Below are 23,401 nucleotides of genomic sequence, written 5' to 3' on the forward strand. Positions count from 1 at the left end.
GCAATCGTTCGATTGCGGGGCCGCTTTCCTTGCGTCTCAAGCCGACAAGGCGATGCCGTCGAGGATGTCGTGCTCTGAGATGAGGACCTCGTTGATGCCGCTGCGCTCCATGATGGTTCGCAGCACCAGCGAGCCGCCGATGATGACGTCGGCGCGGCCCGGGTGCATCGACGGGATCGCCAGGCGCGCCGCATGATCAGAAGCGATGAGGTCGGCGGTCACATTCACGATCTGCTCGTAGCTCAGGCGCGTCCCGTCGATGGCGTCCGGGTCGTAGGCCGGAAGCTCCAGCGCGATCGCGGCGACCGTGGTCGCGGTGCCCGCCACGGCGACAAGCTCGGTCGCGGTTCGATCGGCGTCGGCGACCGCCAGCGCACGGTCCACTACGGACTTGATGTCGGCAACGGCTTCGTCGATCTCCTCCGCCGGCGGCGGATCCGAGCGCAGGTGCCGCTCGGTCATGCGGACGCAGCCGACGTCGACCGAGATGGCCGCGAGCACTTCGGCCGTCTGGCCGCGCACGAACTCGGTGGAGCCGCCGCCGATGTCGACCAGCAGCACCTGCTGTCCTTCGTCCAGCAGGCCGGCGACCGCACCGGTAAACACTGCGCCTTTGAAAGACAAGCGGGCCTCTTCGTCGCCGGTGATGACCTCGGGGGCCTTGCCGAGGACCGACACGACCATTTCGGTGAACTCGTGGGCGTTGGCGGCATCGCGGGTCGCGGAGGTCGCGACCATGCGGACAGCCTCGGCGCCGTGCTCGCGGATCTGGTCGGTGTACTCGACGAGCCTGGCCCGGGTCCGTTCGAGCGCCGCTTCGGAGAGCCGGCCGGTGTCGTCCACGCCTTCGCCGAGGCGGACGACCTCCATGCGCCGCACCACATCATGGAGACGGCCCTCGTCATCGATGTCGGCGATGAGGAGGCGGATTGAGTTGGTGCCGCAGTCGATTCCCGCTACCCGCTTCATTCGCCGGCCTCCTGTTCACTCGCGCAACTGGAGTGCTTCCACCATTCGGGGAGCATCTCGATGGCCTCGTCGCCGCACGGGTCGACGCCCGGACCGGCGGCGAGGGCGTGGCCGACCAGGGCGTGGAGGCACTTGACGCGGTCGGGCATACCGCCCGCGGAGACTCCGGCGATCTCGGGCACGTCGCCGAGTTTCGCCCGGCGGGCCAGGTAGTCGTCGTGGGAGCGGCGGTGCTGCGCGGCGAGGTCCTCGTCGGTGGCGAGCCGCTCGTTCATGTCCTTCATGACCCCGCCGCCTTCGAGGCGGCCGATGGCCGAGGCGGCCTTGGGGCAGGTCAGGTAGTAGGTGGTGGGGAACGGCGAGCCGTCGGGCAGGCGCGGCTCGGTCTCGATGACAGCGGGCTGGCCGCATGGGCAGCGCCAGGCTACGGCGTGGGCGCCGCGGATCGGGCGTCCGAGCTGGGCGGAGACGGCGGCCGCGTCTGCCTCAGTGACGGTCGCTGGTTCCTGGGGCCACGATTCGGGCTTCAATCCTCTGTCCCCTCTGATTCGGTGTCGAGCTGGTCGGCGTCTTCAAAGGTAGCGACCAGCTCGTCGTACCAGGGGTCTTCGCTGCCGGAATCACCGTCGTCGGCTCCGGGGCGCGTCGGGTCGTCCTCGTCCACGACGATGACCAGGTCCTCGCCGGGCGGGACGAGCAGGAGGCGGGAGCGGATCTGGGCCTCGACGTATTCGGGGTCGTCCCATTTGATGCGCTCGGCTTCGAGGTCTTCGATGCGGTCGCGCTGCTCGCTCTGCTCGACTTCGAGCCGGTTGATCTCCATGCGCTGCTCGACGTAGGTGCGCAGCGGGTAGGCGTAGGCGAGGGCAAGGGCGGAGAGGACCAGCGCGAGGACGGCGGCGCGGCGGGAGACCTTGCGTCCGGGACGGACCCGGACGCGCTTGACCTTGGGGCGGCCGGTGGTGCCCGCCGGCCTGCGGGTGGCGCGGGTGCGGCCGGGCCCGGTCGATCGTCCTCCGGGATGGCTGGGTCGGCGGCTGGCACTCACCCGCTCAGCCTAGTCGATGCGAAGACGGATCAGGCCCCCGCGCCAGCGGCGCGGGGGCCCGGAGATCTAAGGAACCCTTAGGCGTCCTTGTACTTCGGCCCGAGTTCACTTTGCCTGCGTGAACTTCGGCTCTACTTCATTTTCCCTGCGTGAACTTCGGGAATGCCGAGGCGCCGGCGTAGCGGGCGGCGTCGCCGAGGTCTTCCTCGATGCGGAGCAGCTGGTTGTACTTGGCGACGCGGTCCGAGCGGGCCGGGGCGCCGGTCTTGATCTGGCCGCAGGCCATCGCGACGGCCAGGTCGGCGATGGTGGTGTCCTCGGTCTCACCGGAGCGGTGGCTCATCATGCAGCCGAAGCCGGCACGGTGGGCCATGTCGACCGCGTCGGCGGTCTCGGTGAGCGAGCCGATCTGGTTGACCTTGACGAGCAGGCCGTTGGCGGCCTTCTCCTCGATGCCCCGGCGGATGCGCTCGGGGTTGGTGACGAACAGGTCGTCGCCGACGATCTGGAGGCGGTCGCCCACGGTCGCGGTCAGCGTGGCCCAGCCGGCCCAGTCGTCCTCGGCCAGCGGGTCCTCGATGGACACGAATGGGTAGGCGGCGATGAGCTCCTCGTAGTACGCGCTCATCTCCGCGCCGGTCTTCTTCTGGCCCTCGAAGAGGTAGACGCCGTCGTTGAAGAACTCGGTGGCGGCCACGTCCATCGCAAAGGCGATGTCGGTGCCGAGCTTGTAGCCGGCCTTCTCGATGGCGACCGAGATGAGGTCGAGCGCGGCGCGGTTCGACTCGAGGTTGGGGGCGAAGCCGCCCTCGTCACCGAGGCCGGTCGACAGACCGCGTTCCTTGAGGACGGACTTGAGCGCGTGGTAGACCTCGGCGCCCCAGCGCAGGGCCTCCTTGAAGGTCGGGGCGCCGATCGGGGCGATCATGAACTCCTGGACGTCGACGTTGGAGTCCGCGTGGGAGCCGCCGTTGAGGATGTTCATCATCGGCACCGGGAGCAGGTGCGCGTTCGGGCCGCCGAGGTACCGGTAGAGCGGGAGCTCACAGGAGTCGGCGGCGGCCTTGGCGACCGCGAGGGAGGCGCCGAGGATCGCGTTGGCGCCCAGGCTGGACTTGTCGGGCGTACCGTCGGCGTCGAGGAGGGCCTGGTCGACCAGGCGCTGCTCGGAGGCCTCGAGGCCGATCAGGGCATCGCGGATGGGGCCGTTGACGTGGTCGACGGCCTTCTCGACACCCTTGCCGAGGTAGCGGTTCTTGTCGCCGTCGCGCAGCTCGATGGCCTCGAAGGCACCGGTCGAAGCGCCCGACGGCACCGCGGCCCGCTGGAGCGTGTCGTCGTCGAGCAGGATCTCCACCTCGACGGTGGGATTGCCGCGAGAGTCAAGGATCTCCCTAGCCCGAATGTCTTCAATTGCAGCCACTGTCACTCCTGAAATAGCCGAATCTGACTCGCAGCCCGATTTCAGGGCTGTGTCCGAAGGATTTCGACCGACCCGACACTGCGCCGGTCACAGCTCCTTAGGCTACGCCCCGGCCCAGATGGGAAAGCCCTCGCGCCGAGATTTAGCGTTCGCCGCGACCCCGTACGCGCGCGACGCTGGGGTGCTGGACGGTCCGCTATATGGTGGAGGCGAATCGCAGATCAGACACCTGTGCTAGGTGAGCCCCGCAGCGCCGAGACTCCCCGGTGCGAACGCCCGGCACAACGGATTTGGAGCCCCATGCCCGTATGGAACCCCCTTCGACGCTGCGCTGCCCTCGGCGCGGTCTCCCTCCTCGCGCTCGCCGGATGCACCGGCGCCGGGGGCGCGGCCGACGAACAGGTTTCGGAGGACCAGGCTGCACTGACGGAACTCAGCGAACGGGTCGAGAGCGGCGAGACGCACGCCTACACCGCGGAATACCTGGTCGAAGGCTCGGACGATTCGGTGGTCGTGGCGGCCGACCCGGAGGCGGGCGATGCCGCGGTCGTCATCGGCGACCAGCCAGAACGGTGGACCGGCGGCGACGCCGAAGCACTCCCACAGTGGCTGGGCGACAAGCTCAATGGCGTCCTCCCCGACGACGGAGAGGTGGCCACCTGGCTCGCCGAGACCTCCGCCGATCCCTCGGCCCAGGCGGAGTTCTCCGACACGACCCTCGCCGGACAACTGGCCAACTGCGTCGACGTCCAGGGCGCCGAGAACTCGACGGTCGGGGCCTATGAGGTCTGCGTGACGACAATTGGCGTGATCGCCAGCGTCACCGCCCAAGTCGGTGACCTTACTTACACCGCCAAACTCGTGAACTACCACGACGGCGTCGACCAGACCTGGCTCGACGAACTCTCCGGCAACGGCGACCACGGCGACGAATGACCCCGCTTCCGGTCCGACCAACCCGCGGATCTCGAACAGGCGAGCGGCCGCGCCCGGTGCGAATGCGGGATAGCATCGCTCGGCGGGCCGGGTCCGGCGTTACGGGGGTTCGTCCGAAAGGACGGCAGTGCCGCCCCGGCCCGCCTCCGTTCCCCGCCCTGACGTCAGCCGCGTCACAAGCGCTATCCCAGTGGAAGAGGCGCTCAGACATCAGGTAGGCTTGTCAACGTTGCCGCGCCGCAAGGCTCGAGAACAAGGCCAAGCTCCCGTCGTCTAGGGGCCTAGGACGCTGCCCTCTCAAGGCGGAAACGGCGGTTCGAATCCGCTCGGGAGTACAGATAAATACGCAGCTCAGGGGCCAACTCCGGTTGGCCCCTGAGCTTATCATGCGCCCTGTGGTAGCACCGTGGTAGCAAGACGGACCGCCACGTTCAGTCAGGGGGCGACCGTTCCCCACAGATTCCAGCACTCAAACGCGAGCTACAGGGCAACGCTCCTCACTGCGCTCGAACGGCCTCGACCGGCTCCAGCTCAGCCCCATCGAGAAAATCGAGCAGCCCCCTCACCAGGACCCGGTACTGCCCTCCGATCTTCCGGATGGGCGTAGGGAAGTCCCCTTCACGAGCGAGCCGGTAAGCCACCGTCCGACCGATCCCCAGAATCTGCGCGGCGGTCTCCACATCACAGACCATCCCAAGCGCCTCAACCCGCTCCCGAGTCCAGGATCCGACGGTCCGCTTTCCACCATTGCAATCAGCCATCGCCAGCTCCTCCTTGCATCGAACCTGTCCAGCACAGCGCTGAGGGAGCAATACTGACCAGCCAGACAGCCGATGGCAAGGATCAACCGCGCTTCTCGCAAAAACGACAGGGCTCGGAAGCACAAGCGCCCGCCCAGGCCCAGTCTAAGTCGGATGCGATCACGCTCGGCGCGAACGGGACTTGTTTTTGGTGTGGACACCTCACTGGGTCCGCGGCACCGGTTTCGAAATCGCGGGGATTGCTACCGGACGTGTTTCCAGTTGCTGATCGCCTTGACGAGATGTTCGCGCATGGTCCCGATTGAGTCCCGGCCTGGAAGGAGTCTGTCGTAGGCCTGGCTGTCGCGCTTGGCAATGAGCGCCAGGATGTTGTCGGAACCGCCTGAGGGGAAAACCAACGAGCACCTCTTGGGTCCCAACTCTTGAGCCAGCCCAAGGAAACCGCGCCCGACCCCCAGGGAAGGGGATGTGGCGTAAAGCTTCGCCTCGATCACCGCGATAAGCCCTCTTGCCCTTGGGTGCACTTGGCCTTGCCGGCTTCGCTCAGCTTCTTCGTGGTCGAGGATCGCTACATCACATTCGTGTGCGACCTTCGAGCTGCCTGATGCCACATAGGCCCCGAGATGCACCTCAAGTTGCTTGGAGGTACTAGGGAAGTTGACCAGCGCGTAGGTGAATTCTCCGAGCCAGAGATTCCCGGGACTCCTACGAAATGAAAGCTGCTGGATCGCGTTCCTGCCGTCATGCGTCAGCAGCACGCGACCCCCTGCTCTTTTGGCCGCATCGACACAGAGCACAAACAACGTGGCCTCGTAGAGGTCGGACTCTGACGCGTTGCCACGGTAGCTCGCCTTCAGCTCGCCGATCGCGGCCTCGACCTCTCTGACAAAGTCTTCTCTGCTCATCGTTCAGACACCTGGCCGCCACTACCGAACCGGTGCGCCATCGTGTTCCGAGCCCGTTGCGCCCGTTCTGCCTCTATGTTGAGGTCGATGCGATCCGGCTCACTTGCCGACTCGAAGTCACTGAACTCGATCACCGGGCTCACGCCGAACTCATCAGTGAACCTCAGGAGCTCCTTCCTCGACGAGCTCATCGTTTCAGCGAGTGTTAGCAGGGCGTCGCGCACCAGGTCGAGCCGCTCAGATCCTGTGTACGGCAGTACACCGATGTCGCTCTTAGCCAGTTTAGGAAGCTTCGACTCAGCCAGCCGCGCCTTCCGATCCTGGTAGCTACTGCCGCTGAAGAGCGACTCTTCCGAAATCAACCTCCCGCTCCGGACTTCAGCATCCAGCTGCTCCGCAAGAACAGGCAGGTCCGCCCGCAAACGGCTCATGATCCGCCCGTACTGTTCATCCTCGACCGCCATGTCAGGTCGCTCCTCTCCTCCAGCAGTATTGTGCCGTGGGGCTCTGGGTTGCGGAGGAGCCGTACCGCCAACATCCTCCCCATGGCCGCGGATTTCACTTCCCGCTCAAGACAACTTCCCAGCCCCACCTCGGCTCTGGGCCTTGAAGACAGGATCAAACCACACTCGCAGTGTCCGTCAAGTTCGAGATCCTTGCCCTCTTGCTCACCCTGTGGATCTTCAGGACACAAGGGAACACTCCCGTGTGTCCTGAATGTCAAACGCAAGGAACACTCAAGCAGCACAATAAATCTGGATCCAGGGCTCGCGCTGAAATGCCGTAACAGATACAATTGTTACATGCTAGTTCTAGCCAGGCTCAGTGACACTGAGCTCTCTGATCTCAGCCGGGCAGTGCGCGCAGAACGGCTTCGCCGCAGCGGCACCTCGAAAAGCTGCGCATACTGTCGCCACCCCTTCCTGGGGAGGCAAGGCGCACGCTTCTGTTCAGCACGATGCCGTGTCGCATGCCACCGAAGCAGTAAGAAGAGGTAAAACCATGGACCACTTGAGAATTAAAGCATCTCGCAGGTACGGCACACTTTCACCGCTGCGCTACCCCGGCGGAAAGTCAGCGCTCGCGGGCCTATTCGCAGACATCATAGCTGGTCTTGAAATCAAGAATCCACGATATGTAGAGCCGTACGCGGGTGGTGCCGGAGCAGGCATTGCGCTGCTTCGTGAAGGCATTGTAAAGCATCTGGTGATCAACGATATCGATCCTGCAGTATTCGCATTCTGGAATTCCGTAGTTACACATAATAAGAAGTTTGTCGAGCTGGTTTCAACAACCCCATTGACAGTCGACGAGTGGAAGCGCCAGCGAAGTATTTACCGGGCCTCCGACACCTCCGACTTGCTTGGACTGGGGTTCTCCTTCTTCTACCTCAACCGAACTAACAGATCGGGAGTGCTCAACGCTGGAGTAATCGGCGGGCAGGATCAAAAAGGGAATTACAAGATAGATGCACGCTTCAACAGGGAAACACTTAAGTCAAGACTAGAAGCCATTGGAAATCTGGCAGAGAAAATTACAGTAACAGATCTCGATGGCCGAACTGTCATCCAGCGCTACTCGTCAGACGCTTCAACTTTTATGTACATCGACCCCCCTTACGTCCAGGCGGGATCACAACTCTATCTGAATGCCTTTGACGGACGCGATCACAACGCACTAGCCGAAATTGTCAAGGCCACAGGGAAAGCTCACTGGCTCCTGACGTACGATACGGCACCAGTTATCGAGAAACTATATGGCGACTGCTTCCAATGCAGGCTTGAGATCAGCTACTCTGCGCGCCACCCAGGGCGAGCAGAGGAGCTGCTAATTAGTTCAGAAAGTGTCGCTAGAATTCTAAAGGCGACTCAGAATCCTATCAACTCCATGGTCGCAGGAGGTGTCTGAGCAAGGGGTTGATTAGGTTCCATGCCTCACGAACATCGTCAGCCTTGACTACAGCATCCCCATTATGTGAAAGGTTATTAAACCATTGGATCGATCCTGGTCGATGCACCGTTCCGGTCTTTACCGAGTTGATTGTTGACTTCAGGGCCTTAATTTGGCCATACTCATCACTCACCCTGGGAAAGATCGCAGAAAGTTCGCCCTGGGCTCTGGTTCCGCTAGTTTCAAAGTGAAACTTGATCGTGCTTTCTAGGATTAGCCGCATCAACATCGAAGCTGCGACAGGAAAAATCTCGATATTGATCGAACGTAGCTCATGGTACCGGTACTTAAGATTGACCGAGACCTTGTCGTATTCGACTCCCGACAAATCTAGGTTGTTCTTTGTTCGTGGGTGATTAGGCCCCCGAGTTGTTGGATCCGAAGCGGGTGTGGCCTGCGACTTTGATCCCAAGTCGTCAGGTGTCTTTGATTTAGCCGGGTTGGCGTCACCAGAGTCTTCGGTCGGTTCCGAAGGGAGGCTCACGCGGCCTTCAGGCCCCTGTGGTCCTACTGGCATCGCTGGCGCAGTGGGGCTATCGTCACTCTCTCGAACGCCTGGAGCAGCGGGCTGCGCTGGCTTAGTCAAGAAGTTCATTAGTCGCTGATGTTCTTCGGAACTCTTCTTGAACTCGGACGAGCGCGTATTCAACCTCCCGGCTCTGAACTCACTCAAGAGATATTCGAGAGCACTCAGCTGAATCGATGAAAGTTTGCTGCCGATCTGCTCAGGCCGAAGGGAACTAGGCTGGAGTTGCCCGTCGCCGGCAAAGTTAAGACCAACTGCTGCGGAAATATCGCTATTACGATAAGCGTATTCAAACGAGGACATCTTGAGGTCGTTGCTGATCGCATACTCTCTGAGACTGTGGTCGCTGAAGTGAGCCCCAGAAAGAAAACGGCGCGCCACAGCCATCTTGATGTAGCGCACAACCTCTACACCAGAGTACTGAGCCTTAATATCGTCAACCGAAGTTTCATCATCCAGAAGCGAATAATAGAAGTTCGCCTGCTGATCCCGACTCCACCTTTTCTTAGAAAGACCGGAGTGCAGCCTGGCGATATGCGGTGCGGCAGCCTCCCGGCTGGGTGAAACTAGGACTCGGATGACCGTAGGAAGCTCCTGAGATTCGACAGCGTGTCGTTTCAGAAGAGCTCGAATCTCTTTGTCATGCCCAGGAACCAGTGTCGGATCTTGAAGCGCTTTCAGCGCGCTAACACGTCGATTTCCTTCAAGCACAACGTAGCCGGTCTCGTCATGAGTCACAATAGGAACTTCGTTGTCGAAATAGCCGTTCTGCAAAATGAGGCGCGCCGCACTGAGAACGTCCTCGGAAGCGAAAAGGTACTTCAGAGCCGCTGCTTCATCTGAACGCCTGGTAGGAATTCTGTAATTGTCGAGATCCAGACGCAGATCATCAATCTTGATCTCAATAATAGGCAAGGGGTCGTAGGCCATTAGTTCCTCCGCAACCGCCCGAAGCCGCAGTAGCTCTGCCGCCCGTTCGATTATTCATCCAAGTGTTCGAAAATGCCCGCCTTGAGCAGCAACCTTCTCTTCAGCGGGCATGGTTCGGCTAGAAGATGTTTCACTCTACCTAATCTGAACCCTCAGTGGGGAACACCGATCGATGGGCTCCCTGAATCCCCTGGCTTGCTTCCTACATGCGCTCTGGTGCAGCAATGCCAAGAAGGTTGAGGCCGTGAGCAAGGGTGTCCCTGGTGAGCCGGACCAGGCCCAGGCGATTCTTACGGATCTCGTCGGTTTCTGCCTTTAGGACCGGGTTCGCTTCGTAGAAGCGAGTGAAGGTCCTCGCGAGCATGTAGAGGTAGCCACAGAGGCGGTGAGGCTCGCGTTCGGTCATCGACTCGGCGAGGTTCGTCCCGTAGGCGTCAAGATGAAGGGCGAGCGCTCGTTCTTCCCTCGACATCGGTGCAGCGGTGTCCACCGTTCCGTTCGTCTTGCCTGCCATACGGAGGATCGAGGCGAGACGGGTGTGAGCGTATTGGAGGTAGACGCCGGTGTCACCGGTGAGGGAGACCATTCGATCGGTGTCGAAGGCGTAGTCCTTGATGCGGTTGTTGGAGAGGTCGGCGTACTTGACCGCGCCGATGCCGGTGGCGGCAGCAAGCGCGGCCAGGTCGGCAGGATCGGCGTCGGAGTTCTTCTCCCCGATGACTTCGCTGGCCTTGGCTATGGCTTCGTCGAGAAGGCTCATGAGGCGGACGGTGCCGCCGGAGCGGGTCTTGAAGGGTTTGCCATCGGGGCCGAGCACCGTTCCGAACGGGACGTGGACGGCTTCGACTTCATCGGTGAGCCATCCGGCGCGACGGGCGGTGGCGAAGACCTGTTTGAAGTGGAGGGCTTGGCGGGCGTCCACGACGTAGAGGATCTGGTCAGCTTTGAGGTCGCGGATGCGGTAGCGGATAGCGGCGAGGTCGGTTGCGGCGTAACCGTATCCGCCATCGGCCTTGCGCAGCAGCAGCGGGACCGGGTTCCCATCTGGGCCGGTGATGTCGTCGAAGAACACGCATAGGGCGCCCTCGGATTCGACGGCGATCCCAGCTGCGACGAGTTCCTCCACCACATTGTCGAGCAGGTGGTTGTATGTCGATTCTCCGGCGAGGTCGGCTGCGGTCAGGCTCACCCCGAGCCGTTCGTACATCGCGTCGAACGCTTCAGCGGAGACCTCGACCAGGTCGCGCCAGACCTTGCGGGTGTCCTCGTCGCCGCTTTGGAGGGCGACGACCCGGGCACGAGCGCGGTCTGCAAAGTCGGGGTCAGCGTCGAAGACGTTGCGGGCCTGCTTGTAGAGCCGGTCGAGCGCTGCGACATTTGCGGTCGGGTCGGCGTCATCCGCGTGGTGCCATTCGGCTTCGGGGTGCTCGTTCAGGTACTGGATGAGCATGCCGAACTGGGTTCCCCAGTCCCCCAGGTGGTTCTGGCGGATCATGGTCGCGCCGAGCGCTTCGGCGAGGCGGGCCAGGGCGTCGCCGATGATCGTGGTGCGGAGGTGGCCGACGTGCATTTCCTTGGCGACGTTCGGCCCGGAGTAGTCGACGATGATCCGCTTGCCCGCCAGCGGGAGTCCAAGGCCGAGCAGGTCGGAGTCAGTACGGGCCGCGACCTGTGCCCAGATGGCCTCACTGGTGAGGTCGAGGTTGATGAAGCCGGGGCCGGAGACTTCGGCGCTGGAGATCAGACCTGGGGCTTCGATGGCTGCGGCGACAGCCGCGCCGAGTTCGCGCGGGTTGCGACCGTGCTGCTTGGCGAGTGCGAGCGCGCCGTTAGCCTGAAAGTCGGCTCTGTCGCTTCGTCGCACCAGGGGCTCCGTCCTGCCGGCTTCGGGCAGGGCTCGTCGGAGTGCGTCGACCATGGCGGTCTCGACGGCCTCGACAAGCGGAGTCACTGGTTGCACGGTCACTGAGTCATCCCTCAAGTTCGAATTGGTTGCTGCGATGCGCAGCGAGATTGTTTTCGCAGGTAAGGGTAGCTGAGATCAGACCGCGGCCGTGATGGCGGGCCGCAGGAGGCTGTTGTCGGTCACCGGGTACCGGTGCTGGAAACGGCTCCGACCGTACGGTCCAATCACGCGAAGAGCCAGCAGTTCAGCTACCACAGTCCTGGTCAGATGCTCAAGTGCTGGGCCGGGCAGATAGCCGAGGTGGTCCTTGCCAGCCGCACCGCTTGGGTGGACCAGTAGTGCCTCCCGCACTTCGTTGTATGTGAAGGTCGAGCGGTCAGCCAGCGCCGCAGAGACAAGGACGGCGACTGCACGAGTCGCGGCGCCATGGTCACTCCGGTACCTGGGGAGGTTGCCGCACAGGAACAGATGCGATCCGGTTATGGCTCCGAGGGCCAAGCGGAGTTTGAACTCTGGCGAGTTGAGTTACGCCGCAGTGGGTTTGACGGCGGGGATCTGGATAGTCACCCGATCGGGGCCGGTGAACGGTGTCAGCATCACTGCCGCTGCGACTTCGTCCCTGGCTGCGGTCAGTTTCACCTCGTGGGCGACCTCGTTGTCGATGCGCAACCCGTTGCGGCGATGTAGGTCCACCACGTCCATTGCCAGTCGCTGTTTGGCCTCGCGGGTGATGTCGCCGCTGAGGACGTAGAGCAGGTCGAGATCAGAAGTGGGCGAGCCGATGCCAGCGGTCTGCGATCCGTAGGCGATGGCGTAACCGCGGTGGCCGATGATGTCGCGGCCGAGCGTCGCGGCCTCGGAGAGAAGACCTGAGAAGTCAGACATGGTCGGCCTCGGCCGCGGTGAACTCGATGAGATAGACCCCAGCGGGGAGATGGACGGTGCCGTCGTTGCGCTCGTGGGCGGTGATGAAGGTTTCGACATCGGCTCGGGTGCGTGGGTCGTTCAGGATCGCCTCATGGGTCTTGGCGTGGACGTGCAGGAACCACGAGCGTGCGGCGTTGGCGTCCTTGGCGAGCGCGGCGCCTTCGAAGTGGTCGATGCGAACACGACCGAGGCCCCGCCGGGCGGCCCGGGTCAAGGTGTCGAGAAGAAGGAGGCGGCTGAAGGACCGGCTTCCCCCAGGTGGCGGGGCGAGGCGTTCCCAGAGCCGCGAGACCACCTGTTGTTCGGGCGAGTCGGAGTCGAAGAACTGAACGATGAGACGCCCGCCGGGCTTGAGGAGGCGGAGGATCTGATTGACGAGCTCGCGGGCGGCGATCATCGCGCGTGCTTCGTTCAGGTTCTCGGTGATTCCTTCGGCATCGAGACGCTCGAAGTAGGCCATGATCGGATACGACAGCGACCAGAACGCTCCGATGACGTCGAAGGTGTCGGACTCCAGCTCGGCGATGCCCGCTGGCAAGTCAGCGCAAACGGTCCGCGCGTTGGGGAATTCTTCGGTGAAGGCTCGGATCATGGCCTCGGAGGAGTCGACGCCGACCAGGCTCGCTGCGTAGGGCTCCAGGGCAGCGGTCACGCGCCCAGTGCCGCATCCCAGGTCGCACACGGCCAGGGTGCGCTGGCCGGGTTCACCGTAGTGCTCCTTCATACGGGCGGCGACCAGGTCGACATCCGTTGCGGCGCCGAAGATGTGAGGCAGGAGAAGTTCGTCGTAGCGGCCCTGTTGGGAGTAGACGCTGCGGAATGAGGTCTCAGGCATGAAGTGTGGTCCTTCCATCTCGGATTTAGCAGAGGTCGAGCGCGAGCGCGTCGAGGTGGGCAAGGAGGTCGGTCAGGTGCTGTTCGGTGAGGTGCGGATTGATGCTCACCAGTCGCAGTGCTTGGACTGTCGCGCCGGGCGCGATCCGGCCGAGGTCGTCGGGGAGGGTGAAGGTGTGGAGAAACCAGCGACGGTCGGCCAGGAGCGCGCTGTGCAATGCCTTGTTGAAGGTGTTGACGGCCTCGACGTCTCCGGTGCCGTCCTCGATCCCGGGCGGCAGGTAGCAGAAGGCGACGGCGGCCATGTCGGGGTCATGCAGCCGGACGAGTCGCGGATGCGCGTCGACCAGTTCGGCGAAGCGGCCGGCCAGGGCCACTCGGCGTTCAGCGATCTGTCCAAGTCCGGCACGGCCGTGGGACCGCATCATCGCCCACAGCTTCAACGACCCCCAGCTCTTCGTGCCCACAAACGGAGTCACCTGTCCGAACGCGAAGTCCTCCTGCATGATCAAGTCTGAAAAAGTCGAGACCGTCCGCAGCGACTCCGGCTCGCGCACCAGGAGCGCCGAGAGACTGTAGGGAATCGCCAAGACCTTGTGCGGGTCAACGGTGACGCTGTCGAACTGCTCGATACCGGCCAGGCGGGGCCGCAGGCGTTCGGAAAAGGCCATCGGCAGTCCCCAGCAAGCGTCGGCGTGCAGCCAGATTCGCGGATCGGCCTCGCGGACGATCTGAGCGACGTCGGCCAGTCGATCGATGGTCTGAGTGCGGGAGTCCCCGGCGTAGGCGACCACGGACATGATGCGACCTTCGTGTTCAGCCAGGGCCTTACGCAGCTCGTCCTGGTCGTAGCGGAACCCGATGGTCGGGACCTGGATGATGTGGGCGCCCGTGCCAATCCAGGTGCAGGCGGCGCGGACGCTGTAGTGTCCGACACCGGCCGGGACGATGATCGAGAACCGCTCCGGGTCCTCCACACCCGACTGCATGGTGCCGGGAGCCTGGTTCTCGCGGGCGAGCATCATCGCGATGGTGTTGGACATCGTGCCGCCGGTGGTGATCAAGCCGCCGACGTTCCACACCGTCTGGATGTCCTCGCGCTGCGGGTTCACGTAGCCGAGTGCCTCGCGCAGCCAGCGCAGGACCGCGATCTCGATGAACGTCGCGACGGGCGCGTCGAACCGCTGGTTGATGAGGTTCTGCTGCGTGAACATCGCGATGATTCCGGCAGCGAGCGCGGCAGGGTCGTCACCGGTGTCCCCGAACCCGCAGAACTGCGGGTGAGCCTCGTTCTTACACAACGGCAACAGCCGTTCGACGATCTCGGCGGTCACGGCTTCCGCGCCCACCCCGACTGCGGGCAGGTCGTCCACAAACCAGTCACGCAGAACCAGCGGGTCGCTCGGCTCCGCCAGCGCAGGAGCCTCCCGCTTGAACCGGATGCCGACGTCGATGGCGTCCATGAGGGTTTGTTGGAGTGAGTCGGCCGCGTTCGCTCCGGCCGTTCGGTGTTCGCGTTCGGCGCCTACGCGCTGGTGAATGACGTTTGCCACCCTGGTCCTCCTGTCTTGCCCGTTTCATCGAGCAAACAGGACGGCAGGGGTCGAGGACGAGCGCAGAGAGCGCGCGGAGACCGGGCATTTTCCGCGCATTGCGTGATCTAGCTGCGAAAACGCTGAGGTGGAAGCATTCGTTTCGCTAGCGAGTTATGAAGCCCGGCATGGCGCCGTCTTCGAGGTATCGAGAAGAGTTCGCTTGCGCTGCTTGGGCAATGCGCCGTGCCAGCCGTGGCGGAGTTCGTTCCTCGATCTGGGGTAGGGAGTAGTACCCGAAGGAGGAGACTTCGACTTCGCGAAGCTTGATGGCAGCTTCCTCGTCCGAGCTGAGTTGCCCGCCGTCGAAGATGAAGAGGATCTTCTCGCCCTCGTTCGCGGCAGGTGCCCAGTCAACTGCCAGAAGGCCGCCCAGCTCGATGTCAATGCCGAGTTCTTCGCGGACTTCCCGCAGGCACGCCGCGACCGGATACTCTCCGATCTCGATGTAGCCGCCGGGGAGTTCCAGAGAGTCCTTGTAGGTGGGCTGGACCATGAGGATGTCGCCTGTTTCGTTTCGGATGAGTGCCGCAGAGGCGGCGAACGCGCGGGCGCGTCGTTCCGGGGAGTCCTGGTCGGTCTGGGTCTGGTCCATCGGTGCTCCCCGGTGCCTGGTCTAGTCGGATTCGATCCGCATCCGTTCCGCCAAGGACGATACTGCCTCGCGGTGTCGGGGCTGTTCGAGCCATGAGGCGACCAGTTGTCGGCTGAGACGATGGTTGCGCACTTGCTCGGCGGCCATTGCTTCGGCGTCGAGGAGCGCTCCTGCGGCTTCATCGATCTGGCCGAGCATCGTGTGCGCACGGGCCACTTCGATCGCGTGGCGTGCCTGGCGTTCGCTCGGCAGCGATCGGGCGTCAATCGATGGAGCGAAGTCGATGGCGTTCCGCAGGCGCCCGAGTTCGATATCCGCGACGACCCGGTGGATGGCGACGTTCGAGGGTCCGAATGCCGTCCACAGGCAGTTGGCATCCCGACCGAGTCGAGCCGCCGCCTCGTCGGCGGCGTCCAGGGAAGCGAGCGCGCGCCGGGCGTCGCCTTCCTGCGCGGCGGCGACCGCACCCACCAGGTGCAGCGTGCCCAGGATGGACACGGAGTTTGGAGACTCGAGGACGTGCGCCGACGCGAGCTCGCGGATGGTCTCCTCGACAAGCTCAGCAGCTACAGAAGGGAGGCCGAAGGCCAGCAGCGCGTGCGCCTTGCTGCGCCTAATCGAGCTGGCGACAATCAAGTTCTCACCGCGTTCTGCCGCCGCGATCCCGTGATCGAGCGCGCCCATTGCGGGATCTCGGTGACCGAGCTTTGTGAGCGTCGTAGCCGAGAGCTGATAGGCGAACGCCAAGGCGTTCTCACAGCGCCGCCGATCCGCTGTAGGCCCACTGAGAAGTTGGGACTGCAACTGCGAGAGCAGGCCCGGCATCCGGTCGATGATGGGCTGGTAGCGCGAGTCCTGGTAGCAGCTCCACAGCCGGGACACCTCGACCTCCAAACTCCCTAGCGAGTTCGGGGTCATCGCCGTGGCGAGCAAGGGAATACCTGCCAAGAACGTCCGTCGTCGCATGTCACCGTCCCCCTTGGTGCGGGACTCTAGTGAAGGAGTGTGCTTCGCCTCGTCGTCTGCCAACAATTCGGTCAGGGTCTCGGGACTCACTTTGAGTTCCCTGGCGAGTCTCCGGCGCAGCAGCGGCTGCGGCGAGGTCGAGCCACTCTCCCATCGGCGCACCGTAGTAGTCTCCGCGCCGATGGCTCTCGCCAGTGATTCCTGGGAGTACCCGAGTTCTTCCCTGCGTTCCCGCAGTTTTCGCCGAGCCATTACCCCTACCTCCAGGGGATGCGGTGACGTTCGGTGGTAGTCGTCTCACGGTAGCGCAAACTCCTCCAGGCGGGAACAACCGTCCCTGAGCAAGATCGATCAACTCAGACTGCGCCCCAAGGGGAACATGCGGCGGCCGAGTTTCGCGAGCGCATGCACAGCGCAGAAACCGGGCATCAACGACCCGCGCTACGAATGAAATTGAGCCTTGAGCGCGGCAACGTATCCCTCCCGGTCGCCGCGCCAGACCGCTAGGGCGAGGTCGAGGCGCATTCTGAAGTCGTCGGCGGCGACGGCTCCGTAGCCGATGCCGGAGGTGCGCTGGCGATTGGAGACCTGGAGCGCGGTCCACGCGCTGTCGTAGGAGTGCTCGAAGCCCACGAGCTTGTCGAACCGCCACTCCCTGGTGGCTTTGGTGCCGCGGAAGACGATCCGCTCGGCGCTCATCATGGCCGTGCCGGTGTCGATCGGGGTCGGCTGGGTGGGTCCGGGCGTGTAGCTGCCGCTGCTGCCCAACGCGGACGCGGACGCCTTTGGTGATCGGGACCGAGATTCCGGCGGAAGTCCCGGTGTACCTACCCGGAGTTGCGCGCGGTTCGATCAGCGCAACGTTCTCGACCACGAGGAAAGGCCGCTCACCGGGCTTCAGAACGAACCCGGAGGCGTCGGTGGGGTCGCCACCTTCGAAGGTCTCGGCGGCGGTGATCCACTCGGCGAGCTGCCGCTGGTCGCCCGCAGCGATTACCTGGAGCAGCCAGGCGTGGATCTGATCGAACTCCTCGCGCTGGCCGTAGCGCAAGACCATGGTGTGGGGCTCGTTCGGTTCCGGCTTGGCCGGGACGACGCCGCGTTCGTTGATCTGGAACAGTCCGTTGGTCGTGCGGTTCGCGTTCCGGTAGTCCACACCGACGATGTCGGCGAGGTTGACGGTGACGTCCTTGGAACCAGCGATCTTCATCATCCGGCTCTTGCGCAGTTCGATCCGGTCGGACTCGATGACCATCGAAGTTCCTCCGCAGCCCTTGACCACCCGCGCCTTGCCGGTGCCGCCGCCCATCGTTCCCCAGCCTTCGTCGTGGTTGCCCGAAACCTCGCAGCGAACCTAACCCGATCCGGCGTTTCGGGCGACCGCAAACGTCGGAATCGGACTCGCCCGGGCGACGGGAGGAAGCGTCCCGGACATCCGGCAGAGATCTGAGAATGAACAGCCGGACACGCAGGGAACGCTCGACTGAACACGCCGATGAGATCAATTCAAGCTGGTGTCAACCGAGCGCCAAGAAGCAATCTCACAGATCAATTGGCACTACCGATTACCCATAGGCATTACGTGACTATGAACAGCAGAATTAGCCAGAAAATGACACACAAAAATTATAAAATTATGCTATCTACCAGCAATAATACCATTATTATAGCTGATCGAGAAGAAGGGCAGACACATCTTGCACTCTGCGAGTGCGGGATGTACTGTTGCCGATCCGGCCGCTTCCCTCGCGGCATTGTTGACATTTTCTGTCAACTATTTCCCTCCTCTGGCTTGGTGGTGTTCGCTGCTTTCGTTGAAGAAGATCTACGCCGGTTCGGGCTACCTGTATCTGACCGAGTCGGTCGCGGCCGGGGACACGCCGCGGGTGTTCGCGACGGAGGCGGACGCGGTCGCGTACTACAACGCGCGCGGGAACCCGCCGGGGATCTGGCTCGGGTCCGGGCTCGACGGCCTCGACCTGAAGATGGGCGACAAGGTCGCCGAGGAGCAGATGCGGTTCCTGTTCGGCGAAGGGATGCGTCCGGACGCGCAGCGGGTCATGGACTCATACGTTGCCGCCAACACTCACCGGGTGCGCAAGCCCGGTGATGCGGAGCGGATCGTCGAGGAGGCGGTGCGCGCCGCGCGACTCGGGCGGGCGTTCCCGAAATACCAGCAGGGGACGCTCGACTACACCGAGCGGTTCAACCGGCAGGTCGACAAGATCCTCATCGAGCAGGGCCGGGAGCCGACCCCGGCCGAGCTGCGCGAGGCCCGCAAAGTCGCGGCGCAGAAGAGCAAGCAGGCCGTGGCCGGGTACGACCTGGTGTTCGCACCGGTGAAGTCCGCGTCGATGCTGTGGGCGCTCCACGACTCGCAGGCGGTCCGGGCGCAGGTCAAGTGGGCGCACGACGCCGCCGTCGCCGAGGCCCTGAAGTACCTGGAGGAGCACGCCGCGTTCACCCGAGTCGGGGCCGGCGGCCCTGCCCAAGTCGACACCCGCGGCCTGGTCGCAGTCTCGTTCGATCACTTCGACAACCGCAACGGCGAACCACACCTTCACACCCATCTCGCGGTCGCGAACCGGGTGCAGGCCGCCGGGGACGGGAAGTGGCGGACCATCGACGGGCGGCCGCTGCACTTCATCACAGTGACCGCCGGGGCCGTCTATGACTCTGCGTTCCGCGCCGAGCTGAGGAAGCGGCTCGGGGTCGAGTGGCGGATGCGCACCGATACGAAGGCGAGCAAGGAACCAGTGTGGGAGGTCGCCGGGGTCAAGGACGAGTGGATCAAATCCTTCGCCTCCCGCCGTGAGGGCATCATCGAGCGCTACAACGAACTGGCCACCGACTACCGCACCGCACACGGCCGCACACCCGACAAGGCCACGGAGCGGCAGCTCGCGCGGACGGCGAACCTCGACACGAGGAACGTCAAGGGCACCGCGAAGTCGTTGGGCGAGCTGAACGCCGTCTGGCGGGACCAGTTCACCGACCGATTCGGCGCCGACGCTTTGGAGGGATTCCAGAAAGTCGTAGGCAAACCCCGCTCGACCTCGACACCCGTGTCGGGGCTCGACCTCCCGGCACTGGCCGAGGAGGTGACCGCTCGGGTGTCGGAGTACCGGGCGACCTGGAACCGGTGGAACATCGATGCCGCAACCCACCGCACCCTCGCCGAGCGCGGCATCATCCTCACCGACCACGCCCAGCGGACCGCGCTGGTCGGACAGATCACCAACACGGCATTGGGCGAGAGCATCAGCCTCGAAGCCCCGGCCGTCGTGCCCGAACCGGCCGTGCTGCGCCGCAAGGACGGCGTCTCGGTCTTCACCCCGCACGGCGCGACCCGCTACACCTCCGAGCAGATCCTCAACGCCGAGAACGACCTCGTCCAGGCCGCCACCATCCCCGGCGTTATCGATGCCGTACCCACCGACCGAGCGAAGGCGGCGCTCAACGACTTCGAGCAGCGCGAGAATCGCAACCTCGACGCCGGGCAGCGGAAACTCGTGGAGTCCTTCGCGACCGATACGCGGCAGACGGTCGCGGGGATCGGCCCGGCCGGAACCGGGAAGACCACCGCCATGCGCGCCCTCGCCCACGTCGTCGAAGCGGACGGCCGCCGCCTGGTCCCACTCGCGTCCTCCGGAGCCGCTGCCGCGGTCCTCGCCGCCGAACTCGGCCTCCCCGCCGAGAACGTCCACAAGTTCGTCCACGAACACATCAAAGGCAAGCGGGCACCCGACCTCTACCAGGACGCCCCCGTGCCAGCCGCATTCGAACAGTTCCGAATCCGGCCAGGAGATGTAGTTCTGGTGGACGAGGCCGGCATGACCGGTACCCTCAACCTCGACCGGCTCCGCCAGATCACCGACCACCACGGCGCGGCCCTTCGCCTACTCGGCGACCACTACCAGTTCTCCGCCGTCGAATCCGGCGGCGCCCTCCGCCTAATCGCCGCCGAAACCCCCACGGTGGTCCTGGACGAAGTCCACCGCTTCCACGACCCCGCCGAAGCCGAAGCGTCCCTGAGTCTCCGCGAAGGCGACAACGCCTCCATCGACTTCTACGCCGCCAATGGCCGTCTCCACGCTGGGGACACAGACAACCTCAGGGAACGGGTCTACCAGGCGTGGCTGTCCGACACCCGCGATGGCAAGGTTTCGTTGATGATCGCCGGAACCAACAACGAGGTCACCGCACTCTCAGCACGCGCCCGAGAAGACCTCGTCCGGTCCGGGAACGTCGCGTCTGACGGGGTCTCCCTCTACGACGGGAACCGGGCCGGGACCGGCGATTTGATCGTCACCCGCACTCCGCGGCGCGATCTCGCCTGCCAGGGCGGCCAGTTCGTCAAGAACGGCGGCACCTGGCTGGTGGAATCCCGCTACGGTGACGACGCGTTGGCCGTCCGCAATACCGACCACGGCGGACGCCTGGTGCTTCCCGCCGCGTACGTCGCCGAGTCCGTCGAACTCGCGTATGCGGTGACAGGACACCGATCCCAGGGCCGCACCGTCGACACCACCCATACCCTCATCGACCCCGACCTGTGCGGAAGAGAAGGCGTCTACGTCCCCGCCACCAGAGGCCGCGACGCCAACCACCTCTACTTCACCGTCGAAGTCCCCGAGGACCAGCCGCTCACCCCCGAGCGGGAGCAGTCCGAAGCCCAAGCCGCATTCGTGCGCGTCCTCGACCGCGACGACGCCGAACACTCCGCAACCGAAACCTTGCGCGACAACCTCGCCCGCGCTGGAACCATCGCCGACCTCGCCGAAAAACTCGCCTACACCGAAGAACTCCGCACCGCCCGCAGGCACGACAACGCCCCGGCAGACGACGGGGTCCTAAACCTCGCCCCGTGGATCGCCGCCGCACCCACCGGCGACGACCCGAAACCCGACAGCCTCGCCGGATACTGCAGCGCCCTCGCCGACGCCATCGCCGATCGCGCCCGCGAACTCGCCCAAGCAGCAGTGACCGAGCGACCCCACTGGATGGCCTACCTCGGAGAAGAACCCACCGACCCGACCGCCAAAGAGATGTGGCACGAACGCGTCGCCATCATCTGCGCCGCAACCGACCACACCAGCCACGACCAGAACAACCCCTGGGAGTGGACTCCGAAGACCCCCGACGAGCGCCGCAACCTCGACATCGCCTCGGCCGCCGCCCACCAAGCCCACGACCTCACCACCGGTGCCCGCACACCCGACCAGATCCCCTACCCCGAAACCGAAGTTCACCAACAACAGCAGACGCGGCAAAGCCAGCAGCAAGACGGATACGACCACTACGGAACCGCCTCGATCTACGCGCCGATGCAGCCCGGAATTCAAGATCCCACCGGTCCCCGACCCGCGTAGCCAGCCCGCGGGGGCGCGGACCGGTCCGCGCCCCTCCCGACTGCGATCCGAGCAACATCCACAAACCAGGGCAAATCAGATTTTAATTCACTGACGACCCATTAACGTCTTGTCCGAGAGAACAAGGCCCCAATGAACATGAATTACTTCTTGTACTACAGTTAAGATGTTGTTGCCTGAAACAACACTCAAAGATCCGTTACAAGGAGGTAATTCGTGATCGAAGTCGACGCAAGCAGGATCAGCGGGCCGCGGCGAGAGAGCACCTTCGTCGCGCAGCGCTCGAATCAAGGGGGCCGAATCGTTTACACGATCCGCATCCCCCTGACCAGCCTGGACGTAATCCTGCCTCTCCCAGACCCGGACCAGCCCGACCCGGATAACCGCAAGGTGGACAGTAGACACGCCAAGGCGTTCGGGGATTACATCCGGCATCAAGCGGAGTGGGTCGCACCGACACTGCTGGCGCGGGACAACGGCGGATGCATGTTCGCAGAGATCCCCGGAACAGAAGGCACGATCGGCTACCTAACGATCCCGTGGGCGGTGGGTGCGCTGTCGCCCCTGTCGACGGTCGATGGGCAGCACCGCATTCTAGGGGTGCATGAGAGCATCAGGCAGATCGGCGAAGAGATCAGGAAGATCGAGCGCGAAATTGCCCGAACGACCAAGGCCACCAAGGCCGAGCAGCTCCAAGCGTCGAAGGAAAAGCTCACCGCGCAGCTCAAGCGGCTGGAGTCGGAATCCGTGGGCGTGGACATCTATGTCGAGCCCGACAACATCCTGGCCCGACAGATGTTCGTCGACGTCGCCGACAACGCGAAGGGGATCTCAAGCGCCCTGAAGGCTCGATTTGACAGCAGCAAGGTTGCGAACCGCATTCTTGACCGCGTCATCGGCCACGCACTGCTCAAAGGCAAAGTGGACCTGGAGCAGGACCGCATGACGGCCAAGAACCCAAACCTCATGGGTGCCAAGCATGTCGCCGACCTTACTCGGGGCGTCGCTGTTGGCGTCGCAGGAAGGATCGGCAGGCAGCGTGAGCGAGAACTGGCTGACGAAGTCCTGGTGGAGATGATTCACCACTTCCTCGATTGTCTCGCTGACGGATTCAGGGATCTCGCCGCAGTCGCAGAAGGCACTCTGAAACCGATCGAGCTTCGGTCACAGTCGCTCCTCGGCTCGATTGGGGTGCTGCGCGTCATGGCCGGCGTCTACCACGAGCTCCGCGAGAATCAGGATGCTACTGATGAGGACATCACTGCGTTCTTCACCAGGCTCGACCCTCACATGAACGCGCCGGTGTCTGACTCCAGCATCTGGCGTCAGACCGATGCCAAACAGGACTTCGAGTTCAACGCGTCTGCCCCAGTAATGCGTACTCAGAACCTTCAGCACCTTGTGCAGGTCATTACTGAGTGGTACGGCAACCCTCCCGCAGACCTCTAATCGCGTCGCACCGTTGAAGGGGCCGGGTAATCCCGGTCCCTTCGCATCAAACCGTTGGGATTTCAATTTCAGCAGCAGAACACTTCAGACACGAATTCCAAGTTTGATCCAGAATCGTTTAGCTGTATTCGACAGAAACCGATCTCACCAAACGACCAACACCTTTGACAACACTCACCGCCCACCCCTCCGGCACTCGATGATTCTCCGATATCGAGAACTCTGCTTCATCTTCGCTTAGCACCTCAGCGAGGAAGTCCGCCAATCCATCAGTGAGGTTCTTCCATCTCGGTTAGCGATCGAAATTGTTCG

Annotated in this window: 20 protein-coding genes and 1 tRNA gene; 6 read left to right on the top strand and 15 right to left on the bottom strand. The window is 63.6% G+C overall.

The window, feature by feature from the left end; genetic code table 11:
- Positions 1-36: 36 nt before the first annotated feature.
- From FAB82_RS08770 to eno, 4 genes are all read right to left on the bottom strand, one after another.
- Positions 37-969, bottom strand: coding sequence for a Ppx/GppA phosphatase family protein (locus FAB82_RS08770; protein WP_136534164.1), 933 nt, complete (start codon positions 967-969; stop codon positions 37-39).
- Positions 966-1,499: a DUF501 domain-containing protein gene (locus tag FAB82_RS08775; protein WP_136534165.1), complete on the bottom strand. Its 534-nt coding sequence runs from the start codon at positions 1,497-1,499 to the stop codon at positions 966-968. The genes FAB82_RS08770 and FAB82_RS08775 overlap by 4 nt, the downstream gene beginning before the upstream one ends.
- Positions 1,496-2,017 (bottom strand): FtsB family cell division protein, encoded by a 522-nt coding sequence (locus tag FAB82_RS08780; RefSeq protein WP_136534166.1) that lies wholly within the window; start codon positions 2,015-2,017, stop codon positions 1,496-1,498. Before FAB82_RS08780 ends, FAB82_RS08775 begins: the two co-directional genes overlap by 4 nt.
- Positions 2,018-2,153: 136 nt before the next feature.
- Positions 2,154-3,440 (bottom strand): phosphopyruvate hydratase, encoded by a 1,287-nt coding sequence (gene eno, locus FAB82_RS08785; RefSeq protein ID WP_136534167.1) that lies wholly within the window; start codon positions 3,438-3,440, stop codon positions 2,154-2,156.
- Between the two features lie 300 nt (positions 3,441-3,740).
- Between eno and FAB82_RS08790 the strand changes: the two genes are divergently transcribed.
- A complete protein-coding gene (locus tag FAB82_RS08790) occupies positions 3,741-4,376 on the top strand; it encodes a hypothetical protein (RefSeq protein ID WP_136534168.1) in 636 nt (211 codons plus the stop codon).
- Between the two features lie 262 nt (positions 4,377-4,638).
- Positions 4,639-4,711, top strand: a tRNA-Glu gene (locus tag FAB82_RS08795).
- A 162-nt stretch (positions 4,712-4,873) separates the two neighbouring features.
- On the opposite strand, the gene FAB82_RS08800 is transcribed toward FAB82_RS08795, so the two are convergent.
- The 3 genes from FAB82_RS08800 to FAB82_RS08810 all read right to left on the bottom strand — a co-directional run bounded on the left by FAB82_RS08800 (position 4,874) and on the right by FAB82_RS08810 (position 6,506).
- Positions 4,874-5,137: a helix-turn-helix domain-containing protein gene (locus tag FAB82_RS08800; protein ID WP_136534169.1), complete on the bottom strand. Its 264-nt coding sequence runs from the start codon at positions 5,135-5,137 to the stop codon at positions 4,874-4,876.
- A gap of 242 nt (positions 5,138-5,379) precedes the next feature.
- A complete protein-coding gene (locus FAB82_RS08805; protein ID WP_136534170.1) occupies positions 5,380-6,042 on the bottom strand; it encodes a hypothetical protein in 663 nt (220 codons plus the stop codon).
- Positions 6,039-6,506 carry a hypothetical protein gene (locus tag FAB82_RS08810; RefSeq protein ID WP_136534171.1) on the bottom strand — a complete coding sequence of 156 codons (468 nt, stop codon included), beginning with the start codon at positions 6,504-6,506 and terminating at the stop codon, positions 6,039-6,041. The genes FAB82_RS08805 and FAB82_RS08810 overlap by 4 nt, the downstream gene beginning before the upstream one ends.
- A 538-nt stretch (positions 6,507-7,044) precedes the next feature.
- On the opposite strand from FAB82_RS08810, the gene FAB82_RS08815 reads away from it, so the two are divergent.
- Positions 7,045-7,950 carry a DNA adenine methylase gene (locus FAB82_RS08815; RefSeq protein ID WP_136534172.1) on the top strand — a complete coding sequence of 302 codons (906 nt, stop codon included), beginning with the start codon at positions 7,045-7,047 and terminating at the stop codon, positions 7,948-7,950.
- On the opposite strand, the gene FAB82_RS08820 is transcribed toward FAB82_RS08815, so the two are convergent.
- The 8 genes from FAB82_RS08820 to FAB82_RS08855 all read right to left on the bottom strand — a co-directional run bounded on the left by FAB82_RS08820 (position 7,922) and on the right by FAB82_RS08855 (position 17,036).
- Positions 7,922-9,448 carry a hypothetical protein gene (locus FAB82_RS08820; protein WP_136534173.1) on the bottom strand — a complete coding sequence of 509 codons (1,527 nt, stop codon included), beginning with the start codon at positions 9,446-9,448 and terminating at the stop codon, positions 7,922-7,924. The genes FAB82_RS08815 and FAB82_RS08820 overlap by 29 nt on opposite strands.
- 202 nt (positions 9,449-9,650) lie before the next feature.
- Positions 9,651-11,366 carry an arginine--tRNA ligase gene (argS, locus tag FAB82_RS08825; protein ID WP_211116474.1) on the bottom strand — a complete coding sequence of 572 codons (1,716 nt, stop codon included), beginning with the start codon at positions 11,364-11,366 and terminating at the stop codon, positions 9,651-9,653.
- Between the two features lie 513 nt (positions 11,367-11,879).
- Positions 11,880-12,239 carry a hypothetical protein gene (locus FAB82_RS08830; protein ID WP_136534175.1) on the bottom strand — a complete coding sequence of 120 codons (360 nt, stop codon included), beginning with the start codon at positions 12,237-12,239 and terminating at the stop codon, positions 11,880-11,882.
- A complete protein-coding gene (locus FAB82_RS08835; RefSeq protein ID WP_168801503.1) occupies positions 12,232-13,116 on the bottom strand; it encodes a class I SAM-dependent methyltransferase in 885 nt (294 codons plus the stop codon). Before FAB82_RS08835 ends, FAB82_RS08830 begins: the two co-directional genes overlap by 8 nt.
- Before the next feature lie 25 nt (positions 13,117-13,141).
- Positions 13,142-14,668 carry a pyridoxal phosphate-dependent decarboxylase family protein gene (locus FAB82_RS08840; protein ID WP_211116471.1) on the bottom strand — a complete coding sequence of 509 codons (1,527 nt, stop codon included), beginning with the start codon at positions 14,666-14,668 and terminating at the stop codon, positions 13,142-13,144.
- Positions 14,669-14,813: 145 nt separating this feature from the next.
- Entirely contained in the window at positions 14,814-15,302 is a 489-nt protein-coding gene (locus FAB82_RS08845; protein ID WP_136534177.1) for an NUDIX domain-containing protein, read from the bottom strand.
- Positions 15,303-15,323: 21 nt separating this feature from the next.
- Positions 15,324-16,520: a helix-turn-helix domain-containing protein gene (locus FAB82_RS08850; protein WP_136534178.1), complete on the bottom strand. Its 1,197-nt coding sequence runs from the start codon at positions 16,518-16,520 to the stop codon at positions 15,324-15,326.
- Positions 16,521-16,709: 189 nt separating this feature from the next.
- Positions 16,710-17,036: a hypothetical protein gene (locus FAB82_RS08855; RefSeq protein ID WP_136534179.1), complete on the bottom strand. Its 327-nt coding sequence runs from the start codon at positions 17,034-17,036 to the stop codon at positions 16,710-16,712.
- 244 nt (positions 17,037-17,280) lie between these two features.
- On the opposite strand from FAB82_RS08855, the gene FAB82_RS08860 reads away from it, so the two are divergent.
- The 3 genes from FAB82_RS08860 to FAB82_RS08870 all read left to right on the top strand — a co-directional run bounded on the left by FAB82_RS08860 (position 17,281) and on the right by FAB82_RS08870 (position 23,089).
- Positions 17,281-17,718: a hypothetical protein gene (locus FAB82_RS08860; protein WP_136534180.1), complete on the top strand. Its 438-nt coding sequence runs from the start codon at positions 17,281-17,283 to the stop codon at positions 17,716-17,718.
- A 364-nt stretch (positions 17,719-18,082) separates the two neighbouring features.
- The gene (gene mobF, locus FAB82_RS08865; protein ID WP_136534181.1) at positions 18,083-21,640 is read left to right on the top strand and encodes a MobF family relaxase; all 3,558 of its coding nucleotides are present in this window, start codon (positions 18,083-18,085) and stop codon (positions 21,638-21,640) included.
- Between the two features lie 216 nt (positions 21,641-21,856).
- Positions 21,857-23,089: a DNA sulfur modification protein DndB gene (locus FAB82_RS08870; RefSeq protein WP_136534182.1), complete on the top strand. Its 1,233-nt coding sequence runs from the start codon at positions 21,857-21,859 to the stop codon at positions 23,087-23,089.
- Positions 23,090-23,401 lie beyond the last annotated feature (312 nt).

Origin of the sequence: Glycomyces buryatensis (assembly GCF_004912275.1) — a bacterium.
GTDB lineage: Bacteria > Actinomycetota > Actinomycetes > Mycobacteriales > Micromonosporaceae > Glycomyces > Glycomyces buryatensis.

Coding starts and splice junctions, on each gene's coding strand:
- FAB82_RS08800 (WP_136534169.1), bottom strand. CDS start 5,137: ATGGCTGATTGCAATGGTGGAAAGCGGACCGTCGGATCCTGGACTCGG.
- FAB82_RS08770 (WP_136534164.1), bottom strand. CDS start 969: ATGAAGCGGGTAGCGGGAATCGACTGCGGCACCAACTCAATCCGCCTC.
- FAB82_RS08830 (WP_136534175.1), bottom strand. CDS start 12,239: ATGTCTGACTTCTCAGGTCTTCTCTCCGAGGCCGCGACGCTCGGCCGC.
- FAB82_RS08845 (WP_136534177.1), bottom strand. CDS start 15,302: ATGGACCAGACCCAGACCGACCAGGACTCCCCGGAACGACGCGCCCGC.
- FAB82_RS08790 (WP_136534168.1), top strand. CDS start 3,741: ATGCCCGTATGGAACCCCCTTCGACGCTGCGCTGCCCTCGGCGCGGTC.
- FAB82_RS08850 (WP_136534178.1), bottom strand. CDS start 16,520: ATGGCTCGGCGAAAACTGCGGGAACGCAGGGAAGAACTCGGGTACTCC.
- FAB82_RS08805 (WP_136534170.1), bottom strand. CDS start 6,042: ATGAGCAGAGAAGACTTTGTCAGAGAGGTCGAGGCCGCGATCGGCGAG.
- FAB82_RS08810 (WP_136534171.1), bottom strand. CDS start 6,506: ATGGCGGTCGAGGATGAACAGTACGGGCGGATCATGAGCCGTTTGCGG.
- argS (WP_211116474.1), bottom strand. CDS start 11,366: ATGGTCGACGCACTCCGACGAGCCCTGCCCGAAGCCGGCAGGACGGAG.
- FAB82_RS08835 (WP_168801503.1), bottom strand. CDS start 13,116: ATGCCTGAGACCTCATTCCGCAGCGTCTACTCCCAACAGGGCCGCTAC.
- FAB82_RS08815 (WP_136534172.1), top strand. CDS start 7,045: ATGGACCACTTGAGAATTAAAGCATCTCGCAGGTACGGCACACTTTCA.
- FAB82_RS08820 (WP_136534173.1), bottom strand. CDS start 9,448: ATGGCCTACGACCCCTTGCCTATTATTGAGATCAAGATTGATGATCTG.